This is a genomic window from Longicatena caecimuris, from assembly GCF_004341945.1.
Taxonomy (GTDB): Bacteria; Bacillota_I; Bacilli_A; order Erysipelotrichales; family Erysipelotrichaceae; genus Longicatena; species Longicatena caecimuris.
In genome coordinates, this window is the sequence record NZ_SMBP01000033.1 from 1 (window position 1) to 20,066 (window position 20,066).

The following is a 20,066-nucleotide window of genomic DNA, read 5'->3' on the forward strand; positions in this document are numbered from 1 at the left end:
TACTCTGTATCGTAAATACAATCCTTAATAAGAAAGAAAATTCAACCATGCCTGTACATGGTTGAATTATAGCGACTGCCTGTCGCACAAAAAGACACACACAAATTGTGCATGTCTAGAAGTCAATTTATTTTACTTCAATAATCTTCATGGTATTTGTTGCACCATTTCCAACCGGATATCCCGCAACTATAATAATTGTTTCGCCAACTTTGATTCCATGTTCTTTAGCGATTGCACGTGCCAGTTCACATTCATTGTTCTGATTATTTGCAATTTCAGAAAGAACAGTTGTAACACCCCAGTTCATAGCTAATGAACGTTGTGTCTTTTCATCGAAAGTAACAGCAATTACTGGTGCTTCCGGACGGAATTTAGAAATACGGCGTGCCGTTGTACCACTCTGTGTAAAAGCAATTACCGCAGCAACATCCAATGCCATAGCTGTATCTGCTACAGAAATAGCGATTGCATCATTTTTTGTACGCTGTGAAGTTTTAATACTTGCTTTTAAACGTTCACGATATGGTAACGTTGGTTCCATCACCTTAGCAATGCGATCCATCGTCTGTACAGCTTCAATTGGATAAGCGCCGGCAGCTGATTCACCACTCAACATAATTGCATCTGTTCCATCTAACACAGCATTGGCAACATCACTTGCTTCTGCACGTGTAGGGCGTGGATTTCCTTGCATACTTTCTAACATATGTGTTGCTGTAACAACTGGTTTTCCCATTTCATTTGCCGTTTTAATAATCTGTTTCTGATAAATTGGTACTAATTCTAATGAAACATCAACACCTAAGTCACCTCTGGCAACCATAACACCATCCGCAACATCTAAGATTTCTCTTAAATTATCGAAACCTTCTTGATTCTCGATTTTTGGAATAATCTGAATATCTGGTTTTCCTTCTTCACGAAGAATTTTACGGATTGCCAACACATCTTCTTTACGTCTAGTAAAAGATGCAGCGATATAGTCAACACCCATTTTACATCCGAAACGGATATCAGCATCATCTTTTGCAGAAATAAACGGCATGCTTAAACGCACTCCTGGCAAGTTACAGCCTTTTCTGCTTTTCAATGTATGTGGGTTCTCAATACGGCATTTTAATTCGCCTTCTCTTTTTTCAAGAATTGTCAGACGGCATTTACCATCATCAATTAAAATCGTTCCATTCACTTCTACATCGTTAAATACTTCTGGACATTGAATGTGGAATTTTTCATGTGTTCCCAACATTTTTTCACGTACAATGGTAACAATTTCTCCTGTTTCATACGTTTCAGATCCATTTTCAAAATCACCTAAACGAACCTCTGGTCCTTTTGTATCTAATAAGATTGCAACATTCTTTCCTGTTTCTTTAACAACTTCGCGAATGTTTTTGATACGGTTACCATGTTCTTCATAATCCCCGTGAGAGAAGTTCAAACGGATGATATTCATACCGTTTTCAACCAGCTTCGTCATCATTTCTTTGCTTTCGGATGCTGGCCCGATCGTACAAATAATTTTAGTTTTTCTGTTTTCAATCATAAACTGTTTCCTTTCCTAATAACCTATTTACCTTTTATATGCTATACCAGACGCTCAAACAGATTCTGCAACTTCTTACGTGATTCTCTTGGCGTATTCAATGCCTCTTCAATAGGAACTGCAATAATCTGATTGTCTTTAATGCTGACACATTGTCCTCCAATACCCTGCATCAGCAAATCAACTGCTTTTTCACCCATACGGCTCGCTAACACACGATCCGTCGGTGTTGGTGATCCTCCACGCTGTACGTGGCCTAACACGGTGGCTCTGCCGGAAAACCCGGTATTTAAACTTACCTTCTTGGCAAATTGGTGAACATCGGTAATTTTTTCTGAAATCACAACAATTGCATGACGTTTCTTTTTGATCAAATCTAAATCACGCAATCTCTCCAGCACTTCGCCTTCCTCAAAGCCGGTTGAAGATGTAATAACGATTTCAGCACCGCACGCAATGCCTGACCAAATGGCCAAATCACCACAGCGGTTTCCCATGACTTCAACAATGGAGCATCGATGATGAGAGCTTGATGTGTCTCGCAATTTATCGACTGCTTCAACTATTGTCGTTAAGGCTGTATCAAAACCAATCGTAAAGTCCGTACAAGTGATGTCATTATCAATTGTGCCAGGTAAACCGATACAATTAATACCCATTTCAGTCAGTGCTAAAGCACCACGATAGGAACCATCACCACCGATAACAACGATTGCTTCTATTCCACGTTTTTTCAGCTGCTGCACTGCTTTTTCGCGTACATCCGGATCTTTAAATTCCGGCAATCTAGCAGAGCCTAGAATCGTTCCGCCGCGATCGATGATCTCACCGACACTGGCTTTTGTTAAAGGTTCAATATATCCCTCTACCATACCCTTGTATCCATCATAGATACCAAAGACTTCGATTCCACTGTTCAGTGCAACTCTTGTGACGGCGCGAATTGCTGCGTTCATTCCCGGTGCATCTCCACCAGAAGTTAAAACACCTATGCGTTTTACCATAAAAATTCCTCCATTCACGGTTATTATGATACCATTTTCTTACAATTTTTACTAGCATTTATTTCCTTCTTGAATTACCTTTTACAAAAATTTCAGTTGATAATGTAGAAATTCGCTCTAAAAGCCGTTCTGCAGCCATTGGCTCCATCTGTTTTCCATTACCCAGTGCCCATTTTTCCTTTAATTCCTGCATCCGATAATTACTTGTAAAAATTGTTAATTTCTTACCTTCCATACGCCCATCTAAGATAGGCAATAGGATATCATCACGACTCCATGAGGTAACACTTTCTCCACCAATATCATCCAAAACTAAAACATCCACATGCCGTATACTAGCCAGTTTTGCTTCCATAGCTAGCGGTTCTTGAAACATCATTTTTAAATCAGATATGAGCTTTGGTACATTGACAAAAGATACACTACGCTTTTTTTTCGCAAAATAATTACACATACCGGCGGCTAAATAGCTTTTCCCTGCTCCCGGTTTCCCCCATAAGTATAACCCTTTTGAGCTATCTTCATCCATGATGGTCTGCAATACTTGCATAACAACGCCTTTATATTCACCGCTTTCTTCTTTTAGATCCAGTTTTGCCAGATCCACACATAAATAGGATTTTGGCATATCACATTGGCGATATTGTTTTTCATGCGCATATAACTTTTGTTGTTCGATTTGATAATGACAAGGCACCAGTACATTTTGTAAGATACCATCATAGCGTAACTCCATACGTGTTCCTGTCATCGGTTGACGACAAAAGCTTATGCCCTGGCAATGCTCACATTTCTTCATTACATCGCAATAATCTTGAAATCTTCCACTATGTGCTTCGACAAAAGCAGCAGTTTGATCATACTGTTTCAGCCATTGTTTAATCTGTGGTCGCTTTATAAGAGCAGCCACACGCTTTTGTTTTGCTTTTTTTTGTTCCTCACTTAATGTGAAGGAAAACTCCACAGGTTCCATCATTGTTCACCTCGCAGTCGCTCCATCATCTCTTCTAATTCTTTATCATCTACCGTCTTGTTAGCCTTTTCACTGCCTTCATCCTCTTGTTGAAACCATTCCGGCAGTTCCTTCTTCTTTGTTTTAATTGGTTTTTGTTCTTCTTCCTTAATATGTGCTAATGCTTTTTCACTCGTATCTATGTTTAAACGTACCCAAACACTAGCGATTTTTTCAACATATGACTTACTGAAACGCTGATTTGTTTTTTCCAATACATATTCAATCAATACATTTACAACTTCTGGTTTCATCTTAAAATCAGTGATTAGCGTTTCTATCAAATAGGCATCACTGCGGCTGACTTCAATCCCATGCTGCTTACTTTGTAAAAAGCGCACCGGTGGTAAAGCATATGGATTTTTCACATCAAGATCAACCATAACACTGCGTTTGGCATTGCGCACCTTACGTTTCAATAGTTCGGCATTTAATGTATTATCTTTTAAATTCATACTTTGCGATACATATTTTCGCATATCCATTTCTGAAATACCATGAATAGTGGCCAATTCTCCAATTAATCGAAGATTTTTTTGATTGCGACAGGTAAGCGGAAACAGTGTTTTTGAATATCCTGTTAAAAAGCGATCATAATTGAAACTTAATGGAATATCGCTCATCCGCTGCATATCATCCTCATCTGGCTTTAATTTCTGAAAATTCTCTTCTTCGCTGTCTTTCCACTGATCCTTAATGATATTTTCAAAAGGCATGGTGATTTCCTGATATTCTTCCTTATCTTCCAAATCATGAGCAAAGCACAGTTTATTGAATTCATATACCTGCTTTCCCATTTGTTTAAGATATAAACGGCCAAACACCTCATGTCGTAAGAATGTATTACCTTCTTTTGGCATGAATACCTGATAAACATATTGATCATCAACAGCACGATAATACGTTTTTACTAACAGATATTGTTCCAAAATATGGCGATTTTTCTCAATGACCTCTTTGCTGAGACCACTGATTTTTTCTATCAAGAGATGATTACGTATTTTTTGGTTTCTTGTGCCAATGGCAACCATGGTGCTATAAAGTATTGCTGCATCTTGACCAATCAAAGGATAATACAGCATGACAAACGCAGCATGGCGTTCCTGTGTCATTTCGCCGATGACTTCAATGCGGCATTTCGTCATAGCCCCCACAGCATCACCTCCTAATTACTTTCAGTATATCACAAATCTGCCTTTCCAGATTTTCTTTATTCGAATTATTATACAAAACAACATCCGCTTTCGCTATCTTAGCTTCTTGCGACATTTGATGTGCTAAGCGTCGCTTCGCCTCTGCTTGTGATATATGACGATACTTCATCAAACGTTCTAATAAAAGCGAGTTTTCACAAGCCACGACCCATACAGCATCAAAAAAGGCTTCCCAACCTACTTCAAATAGCAATGGTACTTCAACAACAACGATTTTCTCATCCACATGTAATAAGAGTTCCTGTTCAATTTTGGTTTTGATCAAGGGATGCAAGATGGCTTCAGCCTGTTGTTTATGTAAAGGATCTTTAAAAATTAAATCACTCATGAGCTGTTTATCAAGCTCTTCATGCTCATCTAGCAATTGATTACCAAAAGTCGCTATTAGCTTAAGATAACCTTCTTCTCCTTTTTCAAGGAGCTTCGCATTGATAGCATCACAATCTAAAACGGTAATACCTTTTTCTTTTAATATTGCGATCACACTGGATTTACCAGCTCCCATCACTCCGGTCAAACCTATTTTTTTCATCGTTTTCGCTGGCATGTCGGACAATAACAGGTACCTCTGGTCGCTACTGTTATTTTTTTGATTTCTCCTTGACATACCGGGCATTTCTCTCCTTTTTTCGCATGTACTTTTAATTTCAATTGAAACCTTCCATCCACGCCAAGACTTGAGGTGTAAGAACGTATTGTCGTACCTCCATAACGAATAGCCCCCTGTAAGATTCTTCTCGTTTCCTGCAACAGCCGTTCAAAATCTTTTTTTCGTAAATGATAAATCTTAGTTTCTGGATGCATACCTAGTGCAAAGCAAATTTCATCAGCATAAATATTACCAATTCCTGCAATTACGCTTTGATCCAGTAGAGCAGCTTTTAATACGATCTTTCGTTTATGTAATGCATGATATAAATAAGTGGGTGTTAAACGTTCATCAAAGGCATCTAAGCCAATATTTTGAAAGCATGGATACTGATGGATATCCTTACGTTTCTCATATAAATACATTTTGCCGAATTTGCGAGTATCATGATAGCGCAATTGTCTGCCATCCTGTAAATCAAACAGCACATGCACATGCTTATCATAAGGCTCATCACTTTTTTGAATATAAAACTTCCCTTCCATGCGCATATGGGCAATCCACATCATGGAACCTAAATCAAATAATAAATACTTACCATAACGTTCATAATGCTGAATCGTTTTGCCTTTGATCTGTGCACAGAACGTTTGGGGTGTAGGATAAGCAATAATGTTATCCCATAATACATGACAATCCTTGATCGTCACATTGCCCAGTTGATGTTCTAAGGTCCTGACTACAGTTTCTACCTCAGGTAATTCTGGCATATCTTCACCTACTTTGCATCATACCAACTCTTGCCGATATTTGCTTGTGCAATGAGCGGTACTTTTAATTTCATAACATTTTGCATGCCTTCTTCTACAATTTGTGTCATCTTATCAATTTCATCTTCACATACATCAAAGATAAGCTCATCATGAATCTGTAAAATCATACGCGATTTCACCTTTTCTTCCTGCATTTTTTGATAGATGTGTATCATCGCCATTTTAATCAGATCTGCAGCGCTTCCTTGTATTGGTGCATTCATAGCCGCCCGTTTTCCAAATTCACGCATCATATAATTTTTATCTGCTATCTCTTTTATGTAACGACGTCGATTATATAATGTTTTCACATAGCCATGTTCTTCACAGTAAGCAATAGTCGCATCCATAAAGGTTTTGATCTTCGGATAGGAAGCAAAGTATTTTTCAATAAAGGTATGAGCTTCTTTCCGTGAAATGCCCAATTGCTCACTTAGACCAAAATCACTTTGTCCATAGACAATACCAAAATTCACGGTTTTCGCACTGCGACGCATATTGGCATCTACTTCATCATGTGCAACATCAAATATTTGCATGGCTGTTTTGGTATGAATATCGATATCATGGTTAAACGCATCGATCATCTGTTCCTCATCTGCCATATGTGCCAACATCCGCAATTCAATCTGTGAATAATCAGCAGATAACAGAACATGCCCCTCACTTGCCACAAAGGCTTTGCGGATTCCTTTTCCTTCTTCATTACGTACGGATATATTTTGTAAATTAGGTTCTGAAGACGATAATCGTCCCGTCTGTGTCTGAATCTGATTGAAAAGCGTATGTATTTTCCCATCTGCCAAAATATGTTTTGCCAAACCGATTGCATATGTACTATAAATCTTCTGATATTTGCGATGCTCCAACAACAGAGGAATGATTGGATGTACATGCACAAGTTTTTCTAAGACATCGGCTGCTGTACTACGTTTCTTACCTGCCTTTAAACCTAATTCATCATACAATACAGATGCCAACTGCTTAGGTGAATTGATATTGAACTCCATCCCTGCTATTTCATAAATCTGCAAGCTTAACGCGTTGATCTTAGCTTCTGTTTCATCGGCAATTTTTTGTAAAACTGCCTTATCACAATATACGCCTTCTTTTTCCATGGCATACAATACGCGCGTTAATGGCATCTCAATTGTATCAAACAAATCCTTCATTTCCATTTCTTGCAAGGCTTCATCTAATAAAGCTACAATACTATATAAATTTTCTGCCTGCAGCATAGCATATTTGCTTTGTTGCGCAAAATCGATAAGTTTTGGCTTCCCTTTTTTGCCATAGATATCCTCTTTATGAATACTTTGATCAAAGTGATATTTTTCTGCCAACTTCTCATAATCAGAAATGGTTTGATCAACTAAAAAGGCGGCCAGCATAATATCAAAGTTCACATCTGCTGCGATTAGGTTATTTTTATGACAAGCATGATAGAAGTTTTTCGCATCATAAACCGCCTTGTCATTTTTTGTAGCTAGATACTGTAAAAACGCCGGATCTTTTCTTGCATCTTCTAAAGTGATGTATTCATTTTTATTTTCTTTGCTTAATGCAAAACCATATAATGTAGCATCATAATAATTTTCATTATCGATATCTGCATAAACAACACTATGTCCATCATAAAATGCTTCTGATATCTTTTGCACTACTGCATAGGTTCCATCACGCGTTACCTCTTCTTTTTTACGTGTATTTTTTGCAAAACTATTCATTTCATATTTTATATAAAAATCATGCAGTTCTTCTTTGGGAGGCTGCAGCATCAACGCTGTAATATCAATAGGCAAGGTTTCATCGGTTTTAATTGTTGCCAGATATTTTGATAAAAAGGCTTTTTCCCTATCTGTTTCCAATTTTTCTTTCAGTTTTCCTTTGATTTCCTCAATGTGAGCATAAACATTATCAACGGTATCATATTCCTTTAAAAGTTTTAATGCTGTCTTTTCGCCAATACCTTTTACCCCTGGGATATTGTCTGCACTATCTCCCATCAATGCTTTCAAATCGATAATCTGTGAAGGCTTAATCCCCATTGTCTCCATCAATTTTTCTTCATTCATGACCTCAATTTCACTGATACCTTTTTTCATTAGATAGACATCGGTCGTAGGATCAATCAATTGTAATAAATCTCGATCACTTGATAAAATATGAATCTCTAATTCAGGATGCTGTCGTGCCATGCAGCCTATGATATCATCTGCCTCAATACCATCGCATTCATAACGCTGTAAACCATACGCATCTAAATATTCACGAGCAATTGGAAACTGCACGATCAATTCTTGATCTAATTCTTTACGTGTCCCTTTATACTCCGTATAAGTTTCATGGCGAAAGGTTGGTTTTCCACTATCCCAAGCCACTAACACCATATCCGGATGTATCATATCAAAGGCTTTATTAATCATTGTGATAAAGCCATATACCGCATTTGTCGGTATTCCATTGCTGGTTTTCATCATGCGTCCATATACGGTTGCATAATAGGCACGAAACAGCATGGAATTTCCATCAATTAATAATAGTTTTTTCATAAGCTCCTCCATATTTATTTACATTGCTTTCGATAGCATGCATTTTTATCTTTTCTTGATTATTTTACCACGTCATAGCACTTCTAGCACGCTTTCTACTTGGAAAGTAAGAAAACTTTATCCTGCTATAACACTGCTGATTTCTCTTTTTTATATGACAATCCACTACATCTTTGCTTCTTAATGAATCTTTCTTTTATGATTTCATGATGCATTTCTAAACAAAACATGTTGCAATGCCTTTACATCTTCTTCTTTATATCCTTATCCATGAGAGCGAATGGAACATGCTTAATTTGCATAGTATTACAGTAAACGCAAGAAAAAGGTCGTGTTGACCTTTTACGATGCAATGGATTCTAAGGTTTCCAAATTTTTATACATGATCGACATATAGTCTTTTCCAGCCTTTTGATCACTTTCTTTTAAACTGGATACATTATTTAACTCAACGGGAATTAAACCAAGCTCCTGGATTAATTTTTCTCTGAGCCTTACCATATCTTCTGGCAAATTAGATTCCATTGCCATATAACGCACATGATCATTTCGAATACGCTTTTTTATGATTTCTAACTGATCCTTGGTTGGCAAGGCACCATATTTTGATAAAATGACCGGATATACTTCTATACCATAAGACTTCTGCCAATTTCCAAAACTTGGCGTCATGGATACAAAAGCAATATTTTTATGCTGATCGTGAATACTTTGAAAATCGGCATCTAAACGAGCAAGATCCATTTCCAATTGATCATAATTTTCATCAAAGATCTTCTGATATACCGGATATTTATCAACCAGATAATCGCGTATATCACTCGCCATGCTGGTCATGGCAACCGGATCCATCCACAACATAGGGTCATTATCATAAGTTTCTACACTGTCAAAACTTTCTCCTTCATAATAAGGCGACTCTACGATAGCACTGACATCATTTACATAGGTCGTTGTATATCGTTGAAATTTATAGATGGCACTTTTAGTAGCCAAATCTACCATATCCGTCTCTTTACGAATATCATCCGCATACATCTGCATATAAGGCTCTAAGGAGCCAATGTAAAACAATGCATCTGCAGATGCTAGAATATCCTTATAATTCGCTTTGATCTGTGCTCGTTGGATCATTGTATTTTCGCTTATATCCTGACTTTTTACATTATCAGCGCCAATGCGTTCTACTAAATACTGTACTGGATATACAGTGGTTGCAACACTTGGCGTTTTTTCTTCACAACCGCTTACTAAAAGAATGCTCAGCAAGGAAACAAATAGTAATTTCTTTTTCATAAGGTCTATGCCTCCTTGCCTCAAATTATAACATAATTCGCAACTATCGCCTACTCCTGTTTTCAAAAAAATACGACTTCAGCCACTCTTCCTCTTTCAACCATCCGCGCGAACATTTTAAGATATTATAGCGTCCCCGATATAAGTCATGATGCTCATGGAAAAGAGGCGGATAAGGGATTGGGTGCAGCAAACGATAATGATAGAAACGCAGTGTATCACAAGGCAAATTTTTCCAAGCGACATATTGTTCACATAGTAAACAGATGCACAATAACCACATCGAAATACCCTTACAAAAAGAAGAACACATAAAGAAAAGCAACAGCAAAAAGCTGCCGAAATAACAAATGCGATTCGCAGTTTGAAACGGAAAAAAGCAATGCAAAAAATTTTGTAACAGACGTGCTCCGTCCAAAGGATAAATAGGCAATAAATTAAATACAAGCAATGCGGCATTGATCTGTAACAGATACGTATAAAATGCCAGTGATAAAACACCTTGTTGATACAGAAAGGAAAGAAGCATTGGCTGTAGCATATGAGTGAATGGACCGGCTGCTAATATAAGTGTTTCCTTGATTAAGCTGCCATAGCCAATATAAGATATTTGAGCGGCCAAACCAAAAGGATATATGATAATTTTTCGAATTGGATAATGAAAAAGCCGGGCAATCAAAATATGCGCCAGCTCATGAATGGTCAACATCATAAAAATATACAGAACGATTTTTTGCATAGGTACGATCCGTAATAGGAACAGATATGGCAACCATAAAATGGATATACTAAACGGAATTTTCCGCAAGACCTTTTTCATAGGAAATCTCCTTATTATCTTTTAGAAAATCAATCGTTATATGATTTTCATACGTGCCTAGCATCTTCCCTTTCAGAATACGTTCATCAGCCTTTACATTGACTTCTTTTAAATGTCCATAGGTTGTCACAACACCATTATCCTGTTTTAAAGATACACTGCATTCTCCAGAATCACTCCGTTGTACATGCAGTACTACACCATTAAAAACCGCATATGCACTATTTGTGCCATTTTGATATTGATTATCCTTGATTGGCGTATAGGCAGGTGCAGCACTGACAGCTTCTTCTTTTAAAGAAAACCAATTATCAAAAGGTATCCATTGTGTCAGTGAATCCAATTTGAAATTTTGAATATATGCCGGCATCTCGATCAGCTTCAGCTTGGCATTTAACATTAACGCCAACACGACCACACAAATCCCCATTGCCAGCATCACCGTATGATAAAACAGGCGAAATAGGGAGAATGAGTGTTCCTTTTCTGTTGCTTGTGTTCCTCTTCGTTTACGTATACGTTTTCTTACATCATTCAGATCGCTCATATCATCCCTCCTACAATACAGCATATGCAAAAACATAACCAACTAGAACAGGGTAACAGGATAAAAAAAAGAGGAAATGCATCCTCTTCTTGGTGTTATGTAGATGGTGTATCGTCTATTTCTGTTTTCATCGCCTGATTAAAGGTGCTATGTTCATGACGTTGTTGATACAATTCACTCGTTGTTTTAATAGCAATCACAAGTGGTACAGATACCATGATGCCGACGACATTGCCAATAACTCCTCCAGCAAATACCGCAAATAACGTAATTAACGGTCCTAATGCACTTCGTTTCTCATGAACAATTGGCGAAATGACATAGTTATCCACGTTGCTTAATACGATAATACCAATGATCAAGGCTGCCAAATTGCTTGATGGAAGTGTCAGCCCGGTCAAAATACCGATAGCATTTGCCACAGTACCGCCAATATAAGGGATTACCGCGCCAAGTGCTGAAATGATTCCAATAATCAGCCAGTCATGATGACCGACACAGTAATAAAAGGCACAATATTCAACAAAACGAATCAAAATCAATAAGGCCATGCTTTTTAAATAAACCGTAACATTTTCATCAATCTCATGTAAATAAATATCACTGTTTGGAATAAACAAATGAAAAGCTTTTTTCACATAACCTTTCATACGGTCAAAATCAAACAGCATATAAATGGCAATGATGATCGTAAATAAAATATTTGTCACATAATCCAAAATCGTACTCATCCAAGATGGCAGGCTTGATACAAGTCCCGGCATCCAATCATCATAAGCTTCCAGCAATTTAATGATATTGTCGGTCAGACTATTCACAAGTGAGAAATCTTTTAGATTACCAATTTCTTTAATCTTAAAGCTGATCCATTGCACACCTTGAATCAAGGAAGAAATGAATTCATTGATTTTCGCATATAGCATAGGCAGCAATAAGACAATCAATATCACCAAAATCACCAAAATGATGATCCATAGCAGTAAGATACTGAAATTTTTATTTAACCCTTTTGCCTTCATATATAAAACAAGCGGATTCATGATGTACGCCAAAGCAAAGCCATATAAGAATGGCTGTAAAACACTATAAGCAATACTCATCCAATTTCCCCAAATGCGCTGTGTCTGCATGAGCAGAAACAAAATGATCAAGACTCCGATGATCTTCGCCATCGCATATAAAGAGAACCGCTCATCTATTTTCCTTAATATTTTTTTCAGCATTTGAACACCTAGCTTTCTATTTGTTATTTTATCATGAACATCGTAAAAAAACTAGGAAGTTCGCCATTATCCAAACAGTTTTGCCAATATTGTTTTGGAACGATATTTTGGCAAAGCGCTGGTTTCGCCTAACAAACGCTTTACGATACAGTGAAAACAACTGTATAATTGGCTATCCTTTCGTCTTGTTAAAGGTGTTCCATGATTGTTTGCACGTATCATTTCCTCATCTTCAAACACATATCCTAAAAAATCCACTGCTAGCCATGACTTTGCTTCTTCTAATGATATACAGATGCCTTTTTCAATAAGTCTTGGCTGCATGCGATTCACGATAAAAGAAATTTCTTCCATTCCTTCTTTCATTAGAATACCAATGACACGATCAGCATCCTGCAATGCTGTGACATCTAATGTTGTGACAACAATTGTCTTTTTGACACAGGCAATGGCCTGTAAAAAGCCACTTTCAATTCCAGCCGGAGCATCTAAGAGCACAAAATCAAATTTCTGCTTCAACGCCTCAACGATATGAGGCAACTCATGTTTTGGAAATTGATCAATATGGATAGTCTTACAGGCAGGCAACAAATATAAATTCTCTTCTCGTTTATCCTTGATGATGGCTTTTGCCAACGTACAGCGCCCATCTAACACATCCTTTAAATCAAAAATGACCCGATGTTCTAAACCAAGCATGATATCTAGATTTTTCAATCCCAGATCCATATCAATCATACAAACCGTAAAGCCTCTTTGAGCTAATAATGTTGCGATGTTTATGACGGTACTACTTTTCCCTACACCGCCTTTTCCGGAAGTTATTGCAATTGCCTCTCCCACATTCTCTCCTCCTTTAGTTGTTTCAGTTTCACTGTGCAATGCTCATAATAAACCTCTGCTGGTGAAAAAGATGTCAGATTTTGAAAGCGACTGTCACAGATGCGCACATTCCCTTGCATAGCTGAAACGTATAATTGACAATGGGCATGCAAAAGGTCCACACTCCCATACATATTTCCTAACACATACAAAGAAGCTTCGCTCACAACATAAGCCTGCTGTTCAATGGTGCCTAATAAAAGGATTGGCTCATGAAAGTGATAATGCTCTCCATTCCCTAACGTTTTCTGCAAAATCTTGATTCGCGGTTTTTCTGTTTCTACATTGCAGCCTTTCATGATGATATGACATTGTTCACAAACTTGCAAAATAGCAAGAAATTGCGCATCATTGATCTTTGGCAAATGAAAAAAGACTGCAAGCGCAGATGTATGGAAAATACTACATTGCAGCAGTCTATGATGTAATTCTTGTAAGCATGCATCAAAATCGTCAAATTCGACAAACACATGATAATCCTTATTTATTCCTTTGATTTTAATCTGAACCATTCGACCTTTTCCCCTTTTCGTATCCGACGGGCTTTCATTTCCAGATAATCGTCTTTGATTCGGATCAAATAAACAATGACCATCGCTAAGATAGCATTCGCAAGTAGGGTCAATAATTCATAGCGTTCTGCCCAAAGTGTCAAAGACATTTCTGTCATTCGCTGAAAGCTCATGTAGAAGTATATCAAAAGGTCTTTGACGAAAATTGTCACAATTGCTAGAATTAACGATTCTATTAAGGTATCGGTCATATGCTTGCTCCAAAGATGTAGCAGGCAGGCAACCAGAGTATAAACAATTGCATAAATCAGAAAAGTATTCGCAAAACAGAAATCATAGATCATTCCACAGCCAAAGGCAAACAAACAGGTGTCTATCAGATTAAACTTGCGAACAGTGAGAATCATTGCACAAAAACCCAAGTTTGGAATAAACATCAATGTATCTACCAAATAAGAGTTGGGAAATAAAATCATCAAAACTTCATCGATTAGAAAACAGAAAACAACAAAGAGAAGATGTGTCATATCACTTCTCCCCCTTTGCGCCTGTAATTACACGCACCAACGTGAATTCTTGAAAATCATCAACCGGACGTACATAAATAGTCTGTCCACTTTGATTACTTAAAGCTTGAATAGAATCGACATTACCAATCAACAAGCCGCTAGGATATCCTCCACCCATGCCACTTGTAATGACCTGCATGCCTTCCTTCACTTTATCCGTATCATCATATAAATATATGACATACATGCCACGCTTGATATCATAACTTTGCAATACGCCATCAACACTTGTCTTCTTATCAATATTGATCTTAATGGAAGCTGTCGTCGTCTTGTCTTCACTCGTTAACAACTTCACGACACTGGTATGATTTGACACACTGGCAACCTTGCCGATCATACCATTTACCGATTCGACTGCCATGCCTTCCTTAACACCATCTCTTTTTCCAATATCGATGGTAATAAGATTATTCCAACTTGCCTGATCACGGGAAATCACATGTGCCCATGTCATGGCATATTTATCTTCGCTCTTTTGCAGTTTCAAAGCCGCTTCTAGTTCTGTGTTCTTACGGCGTTCGTCATCATATTTTGCCTTGTAAGAAGGATTTTGGCTAAGTTCATAGCGTAGTAAATCATTTTCTTCCTTCACGCTCCACAAATTTGCCAAATCTTGCAGCCAATCTTTTGCGGTCATTACCGGATGATCGATCAGCGCATATTTCAGCATACTGATGCCATCATAGCCTAAATTGCTTGTTAGCGTACCACTCATGCTTTTCAAAAGAACACCCAATGCCACAAAGGCCAGGATGATTCCGATTACTATTTTCTGAAGTCGATTAAATTTTGACATCTTATCACCTATTTCGTACCTCTCCATTATAAAGGGTAAAATGAAATAGTTCAATCCATAAGTCGTTTTTGTCGAAAACTTATGTACGTATTCCGTGCAACGATAATATGATCAATCAATGGAATCGCTACCATTTTCCCAGCCTCTTGAATAGCCTTTGTTAATGTGATATCAGCATCACTTGGTGTTGCATCGCCAGATGGATGATTGTGAACGCAAATAATCTTTGCACAGCCTTGTTGCATCGCCTCTTTAAAGATTTCTCGTGGATGGACACTTGCAGAAGTTAATGTGCCCATAAACATAGTACGATAACATAAGACATGATTTCTCTGATCAAGAAACAACACTAAAAAATGTTCTTGTTTAGCATAGCCGATTTCCTGATTCAACCATTCCAAAATATCCTGTGGTTCTTCAATTTGTTCCTTATGCATCACTTTATCAAAAGCAATGCGTCGGCACAATTCAAAAGCGGCATTCAATTCAATGGCTTTTGCTTTTTTAATGCCTTTGATACACATAAGCTCTTGTATACTGGCATTTCCCAGTTCTCCAAGTGTTGCTTTTAATGCTAACACCTTATCTGCCAATTCTAAAGCACTTAGCGATTGCGTACCGCTTCTGAGCAATAATGCTATTAATTCTCGGTTACTCAAAGCGTTTACTCCATACTGAATCGCCTTTTCACGTGGCCGCTCTTCTTCTTTTAATTCTTTAACTTTCATCTTTGATCCTTTCCAGTACTTCACCATATTCTTTTTTATCAATTAGGGTAGCCAACTTCGCATCCGTAATGGTTACACTTTTTTGAATATAGTTGTACTTCTTCTTTTTCAACACAGACTCTACCTTCTTTGTTTGTTTCTCATCAACATCAACACCACAAACAACCGCCGTTGTCTTTCCTTGTTTCCAAACATAAGATGATATGCCTTCCTTTTTCAGCTTTTGTTGCATATCGTCAATACTGTCTTGCTGTTTGTATAACCCCACCTGCACCATATATAATGTCCGTTTTTGTGCTTCTGCATCGGACAGTGTTGTAAACAGTGCATAGTATACGATGGAAAATACTATTGAAAACAATACTGCAAAAAACACAATTAATCGTTTATTCTCCATATGCCTTACCCTCCTACCCTTGTATATGTGTTTTGTGCATGAGAAAATGCCGATACGACAGAAACAGACAAAGAATCCCTTCCGTATACATATACGACGCAATCATGCAAAAAACGTAAAAATTGCGCACATATTTCACCAACAATTTTTTATAAAGGTTATTCCTTACAAGACATATCGTAGAAAGTAGTAAATTCTTATTGACATTTATTTGAAAATAAGTAAAATAATAAAAGTAACCTTGGAGCGTTGGCCGAGTGGTTTAAGGCACCATCTTGGAAAGGTGGCGTAGTGAAAGCTACCGTGAGTTCGAATCTCATGCGCTCCGCCATGGAAATTATCAGCCCCTACTACCGTAAGGTAATAGGGGCTTTTTTTACTTCAGCGTTTTCGTTTACGATGCTCTTTCATCACCGCAAATAACAGCCAACAGCCTAAACCAATAGCTGTAATATATCCGATGAAACCTAATGCCGGAATGCCAAATACTTTTGGGGTCATCTGTGTAGTACACAGTAATGAACTAGCCATTAACAACCCAGCACTGACAATACCAACAGTCAGCTTATTCACCATATGATTAATAGCAGTCATTGGTACATCACTGCCCATGACATCTAGATTAATTTTTAAACGTCCTTTCATAACCATTTGCATGACTTCATATAACTGAATCGGCAATCGCATGCCATAAGTAGTTGCATCATACAATTGTTTGCCATTTTTGGTCAGTTCTTTTTTTAGGTCCCACTTTTTTACCATCTTTCCTGCCACATGATTTGCCGCTATAGAAATAATGTTAATACTTGGATCTACGATTACCATAGTGCTTTCTATCGTGACTAGCCCTCTTGCGAGCATGCTAATACCTTTTGGCATCGATATTTTATGCTTATGTGCAATCGTAAAGATTTCCTGTATCGCTACACCAAGATTGATTTCTGCCAATTCCATTTGTAGATAACGGCGCATAAAGCTTTCCATATCATCATAAAACAAGGCATGATCAATTTTAGCATCATGGATACCTAAAGCCAAAACGACATCCACTAGTTTCTGGGTATCATTATTGCCAATCGCCATGACGGCGTTTTTCATTAAATCTTTATCTTGCTTGCTAAGCATGCCCATCATGCCAAAATCAATCCAGACAATCTTACCATCCCGAATACGCAAATTGCCCGGATGTGGATCAGCATGAAAAAATCCATCATCTACAATCTGTTTGATATAGTTTTCTGCTAACTTAATCGCGATTTCTTTACGGTCATAGCCTTCTTTTTCCAAAACCTCAAATTCATCGATTTGTAAGCCATTAATATATTCCATGACTAAAACACGGCTCGTGCTGTATTCCTCTTCTATCTTAGGAGCACCAATATATTGAATGTCCTCATTAAGGGCAGTAAAACGTTTGGCAAATTTAGCTTCGTTAAGAAAATCCATCTCCTCTTTGGCAGTATGCCAAAATTCATCTAAAACGATATTAATGTCTACTACACTGCCTAATATTTCATTGAGATGTAAAAGTTTACTAGCTCTTCGCACTAATGAAATATCACGTTCCATGGTCGCATAGATGTTGGGGCGCTGTATCTTAGCAACAATGTCTCGTCCATCCTTCAGTTTGGCTTTATGAACCTGAGCGATTGAAGCACTACCTAAAGGCTGTACATCAAAGTCTATAAAAACATCTTCTAGATCCATCCCATATTCTTCTTCGATGACATTACGTACCGTTTCCATATCCATGGGAGCAACATTATCTCGTAGTTTGATAAGTTCTACGCAATATCGCTCTGAAAACATATCCTGCCTTGCTGACATGATCTGTCCAATTTTGACAAAGGTAGGGCCTAGATCTTCTAAAATTTCACGAAATTTTATTGGATCGACACCTTTCGTAATCTGATGCTTTTTTAGGATACTAATGATTTGAGCAAGTCGGCGTTTACTGCTTAGACTCTTATTATTTGTCTTCTTCATCACTCTTTGCTTGCAATTCTTCAATCTTTTCTTTAATTGCCGCAAGTTCTTCCTTGCTCACCTTTTCCAGATCTTTCTTAATACCTTCTGCATCTACAGGAGTACTTAGCTTTTCTTTGACCGCATGTTTTAGTTCTTCATTTAACACTTTTCCCTGCTCTACAGTCAGTTCACCTTTTTTAACTAGCTGATCTACTAATTCTTTTGCTTTTTCTGCTGTTGTAGCAGCTGCACCGATTCCGGCAAGAAATACTTTCTTTACATCATCACTAAAATTCAACATAGTAATACATCTCCTTTGGATATTTTTTATTACTTTTATTTTACCACGTTTTCTATGCTTCGGCACAAAGGAAATACTTTTTTCCTTCTGAATGATTTGCTTTCCGTATGATATGTTCCATCTTTTCAACAAAGCTTTAGAAAGAGTAGACTTTTCCCTATCTTTTCGTTAAAATGAAACTGGTGATGAACATGAGGAAATATGTTTCTTTCATAAAATTTCTTGATCATGCACATATTGCTTATAACGAGGTACGCATCGTGAAACAGCCATCTTATCTAAAACGTTATTTCGAGCAATATAAAGCATATTATAAATTATTTTTGATTGGGCATAATTATGCGGGTGAGTATGAAAAATTGGAAGAAGATCTCAAAAATGTGACAAGCAAATTAACATAATTTGTCTTTTCTTTCATTCAATGTTAAAATAAGCTGCATTGGAGGCGATAATTTGAAACGATTTCGATGGATGGCAATCATCGTAGCTATGCTTATGGTATGCGCAGGCTGCAGTGAAAAAGAAAAACAACCGACACCAACTGATGTAACCAAACAATTTCTGACAGCAATCCAAAAGCAGGATGAAACAGCTTTAAAAACATCTTCTCAATGGAATCTGGCAAGCATGAAATCTTTACAGATGCAAGATGAGGATTATATAGATGGCATTGATCACGAATTGCAAAAAGCTGCACATGATACGATGTATGGATTTCAATTCACGATAAAAAAGGAAACCATAAAGGATAAAAATGCACAAGTCGCTATAATCTTAAAAACAAAAGATATTCGTAATGCTGTAAAAAAAGGGATGAAAGAAGCAGAGAAGAAAGTGGAAAAGCTCAGTAAAGATAAGAACTTTTCTGATCAAAAAGCCCAACAAGAAATACTTACCACGTTATATACTTATATTCGTGATAGTAAAGAAGAAAAAGAGCAAACTGTTACTATTTCCTTACAACAAAATGATGGTGTATGGATCGTGAAAAAGGAAAATCAAGAGTTGGAAAAAGCATTATTAGCTAACGGTGAAGAACTGATTCAATTGATTCAATAAAACAAAAGGCTGTGACAGCGGAGAACATCCGTTATCACGAGAGTGTAAAATAAACTGTGTAAGTTAAGAGCGTACGACTTAACGATACACAGTTTTTATATGCTTATGATACAATAAAAGAAAGTAGAGGAAATAACATATGGCAAGAATAAAAAGAGATCCAAAAACAGTAGCACTCGCGCAAGAAATCGCAAAACAATTTGATCCACAATCAGCAGAAGATGCAGATGAAG

At 37.4% G+C, this 20,066-nt stretch carries 21 protein-coding genes and 1 tRNA gene; 3 read left to right on the forward strand and 19 right to left on the reverse strand.

The features are described from left to right. Positions 1–127: 127 nt before the first annotated feature. The 17 genes from pyk to EDD61_RS13325 all read right to left on the reverse strand — a co-directional run bounded on the left by pyk (position 128) and on the right by EDD61_RS13325 (position 16,505). Positions 128–1,549: a pyruvate kinase gene (gene pyk, locus EDD61_RS13245; RefSeq protein ID WP_008978540.1), complete on the reverse strand. Its 1,422-nt coding sequence runs from the start codon at positions 1,547–1,549 to the stop codon at positions 128–130. Between the two features lie 41 nt (positions 1,550–1,590). Then, positions 1,591–2,553, reverse strand: a complete 963-nt coding sequence (gene pfkA / locus EDD61_RS13250) for a 6-phosphofructokinase (protein WP_008687942.1) — start codon at positions 2,551–2,553, stop codon at positions 1,591–1,593. Between the two features lie 58 nt (positions 2,554–2,611). Further along, entirely contained in the window at positions 2,612–3,529 is a 918-nt protein-coding gene (locus EDD61_RS13255) for an ATP-binding protein (protein ID WP_132225781.1), read from the reverse strand. Continuing rightward, the gene (locus tag EDD61_RS13260; RefSeq protein WP_207901057.1) at positions 3,526–4,710 is read right to left on the reverse strand and encodes a DnaD domain protein; all 1,185 of its coding nucleotides are present in this window, start codon (positions 4,708–4,710) and stop codon (positions 3,526–3,528) included. The genes EDD61_RS13255 and EDD61_RS13260 overlap by 4 nt, the downstream gene beginning before the upstream one ends. Before the next feature lie 13 nt (positions 4,711–4,723). Further along, entirely contained in the window at positions 4,724–5,311 is a 588-nt protein-coding gene (gene coaE / locus EDD61_RS13265; RefSeq protein WP_132225785.1) for a dephospho-CoA kinase, read from the reverse strand. Then, a complete protein-coding gene (gene mutM / locus EDD61_RS13270; RefSeq protein WP_008687938.1) occupies positions 5,308–6,138 on the reverse strand; it encodes a DNA-formamidopyrimidine glycosylase in 831 nt (276 codons plus the stop codon). The genes coaE and mutM overlap by 4 nt, the downstream gene beginning before the upstream one ends. A gap of 8 nt (positions 6,139–6,146) precedes the next feature. Further along, a complete protein-coding gene (gene polA / locus EDD61_RS13275; RefSeq protein WP_132225787.1) occupies positions 6,147–8,732 on the reverse strand; it encodes a DNA polymerase I in 2,586 nt (861 codons plus the stop codon). A gap of 342 nt (positions 8,733–9,074) precedes the next feature. Beyond that, positions 9,075–10,028, reverse strand: a complete 954-nt coding sequence (locus tag EDD61_RS13280) for a metal ABC transporter substrate-binding protein (protein ID WP_008687935.1) — start codon at positions 10,026–10,028, stop codon at positions 9,075–9,077. 43 nt (positions 10,029–10,071) lie between these two features. Then, entirely contained in the window at positions 10,072–10,848 is a 777-nt protein-coding gene (locus EDD61_RS13285) for a site-2 protease family protein (protein WP_132225789.1), read from the reverse strand. Continuing rightward, positions 10,817–11,395, reverse strand: a complete 579-nt coding sequence (locus EDD61_RS13290) for a M23 family metallopeptidase (protein WP_008687931.1) — start codon at positions 11,393–11,395, stop codon at positions 10,817–10,819. Before EDD61_RS13290 ends, EDD61_RS13285 begins: the two co-directional genes overlap by 32 nt. Positions 11,396–11,490: 95 nt before the next feature. After that, on the reverse strand, positions 11,491–12,618 hold the full coding sequence (locus tag EDD61_RS13295; protein WP_008687928.1) for an AI-2E family transporter: 1,128 nt from the start codon (positions 12,616–12,618) through the stop codon (positions 11,491–11,493). 66 nt (positions 12,619–12,684) lie between these two features. Further along, positions 12,685–13,461: a septum site-determining protein MinD gene (gene minD, locus EDD61_RS13300; RefSeq protein WP_008978545.1), complete on the reverse strand. Its 777-nt coding sequence runs from the start codon at positions 13,459–13,461 to the stop codon at positions 12,685–12,687. Further along, on the reverse strand, positions 13,440–14,012 hold the full coding sequence (locus tag EDD61_RS13305; RefSeq protein ID WP_008687924.1) for a hypothetical protein: 573 nt from the start codon (positions 14,010–14,012) through the stop codon (positions 13,440–13,442). Before EDD61_RS13305 ends, minD begins: the two co-directional genes overlap by 22 nt. Then, positions 13,985–14,539, reverse strand: a complete 555-nt coding sequence (locus EDD61_RS13310) for a rod shape-determining protein MreD (RefSeq protein ID WP_117547500.1) — start codon at positions 14,537–14,539, stop codon at positions 13,985–13,987. The genes EDD61_RS13305 and EDD61_RS13310 overlap by 28 nt, the downstream gene beginning before the upstream one ends. A gap of 1 nt (position 14,540) precedes the next feature. Then, positions 14,541–15,380: a rod shape-determining protein MreC gene (gene mreC / locus EDD61_RS13315; RefSeq protein ID WP_132225791.1), complete on the reverse strand. Its 840-nt coding sequence runs from the start codon at positions 15,378–15,380 to the stop codon at positions 14,541–14,543. Between the two features lie 50 nt (positions 15,381–15,430). Next, positions 15,431–16,108, reverse strand: coding sequence for a RadC family protein (gene radC / locus EDD61_RS13320; RefSeq protein ID WP_008687920.1), 678 nt, complete (start codon positions 16,106–16,108; stop codon positions 15,431–15,433). Beyond that, positions 16,098–16,505 carry an SPOR domain-containing protein gene (locus EDD61_RS13325; protein WP_008687918.1) on the reverse strand — a complete coding sequence of 136 codons (408 nt, stop codon included), beginning with the start codon at positions 16,503–16,505 and terminating at the stop codon, positions 16,098–16,100. The genes radC and EDD61_RS13325 overlap by 11 nt, the downstream gene beginning before the upstream one ends. Before the next feature lie 243 nt (positions 16,506–16,748). On the opposite strand from EDD61_RS13325, the gene EDD61_RS13330 reads away from it, so the two are divergent. Continuing rightward, positions 16,749–16,836, forward strand: a tRNA-Ser gene (locus tag EDD61_RS13330). 50 nt (positions 16,837–16,886) lie between these two features. Here EDD61_RS13330 and EDD61_RS13335 read toward each other — a convergent pair. Further along, complete coding sequence (locus EDD61_RS13335; RefSeq protein WP_008687916.1) at positions 16,887–18,491, reverse strand: ABC1 kinase family protein; 1,605 nt, start codon at positions 18,489–18,491, stop codon at positions 16,887–16,889. Continuing rightward, positions 18,475–18,774 carry a phasin family protein gene (locus tag EDD61_RS13340; protein ID WP_008687914.1) on the reverse strand — a complete coding sequence of 100 codons (300 nt, stop codon included), beginning with the start codon at positions 18,772–18,774 and terminating at the stop codon, positions 18,475–18,477. Before EDD61_RS13340 ends, EDD61_RS13335 begins: the two co-directional genes overlap by 17 nt. A 260-nt stretch (positions 18,775–19,034) precedes the next feature. On the opposite strand from EDD61_RS13340, the gene EDD61_RS13345 reads away from it, so the two are divergent. Both EDD61_RS13345 and EDD61_RS13350 read left to right on the forward strand, forming a co-directional pair. Further along, on the forward strand, positions 19,035–19,175 hold the full coding sequence (locus EDD61_RS13345) for a hypothetical protein (protein WP_226896977.1): 141 nt from the start codon (positions 19,035–19,037) through the stop codon (positions 19,173–19,175). Positions 19,176–19,227: 52 nt separating this feature from the next. Beyond that, the gene (locus EDD61_RS13350; protein ID WP_008687911.1) at positions 19,228–19,833 is read left to right on the forward strand and encodes a hypothetical protein; all 606 of its coding nucleotides are present in this window, start codon (positions 19,228–19,230) and stop codon (positions 19,831–19,833) included. The last annotated feature ends 233 nt before the right edge of the window (positions 19,834–20,066 follow it).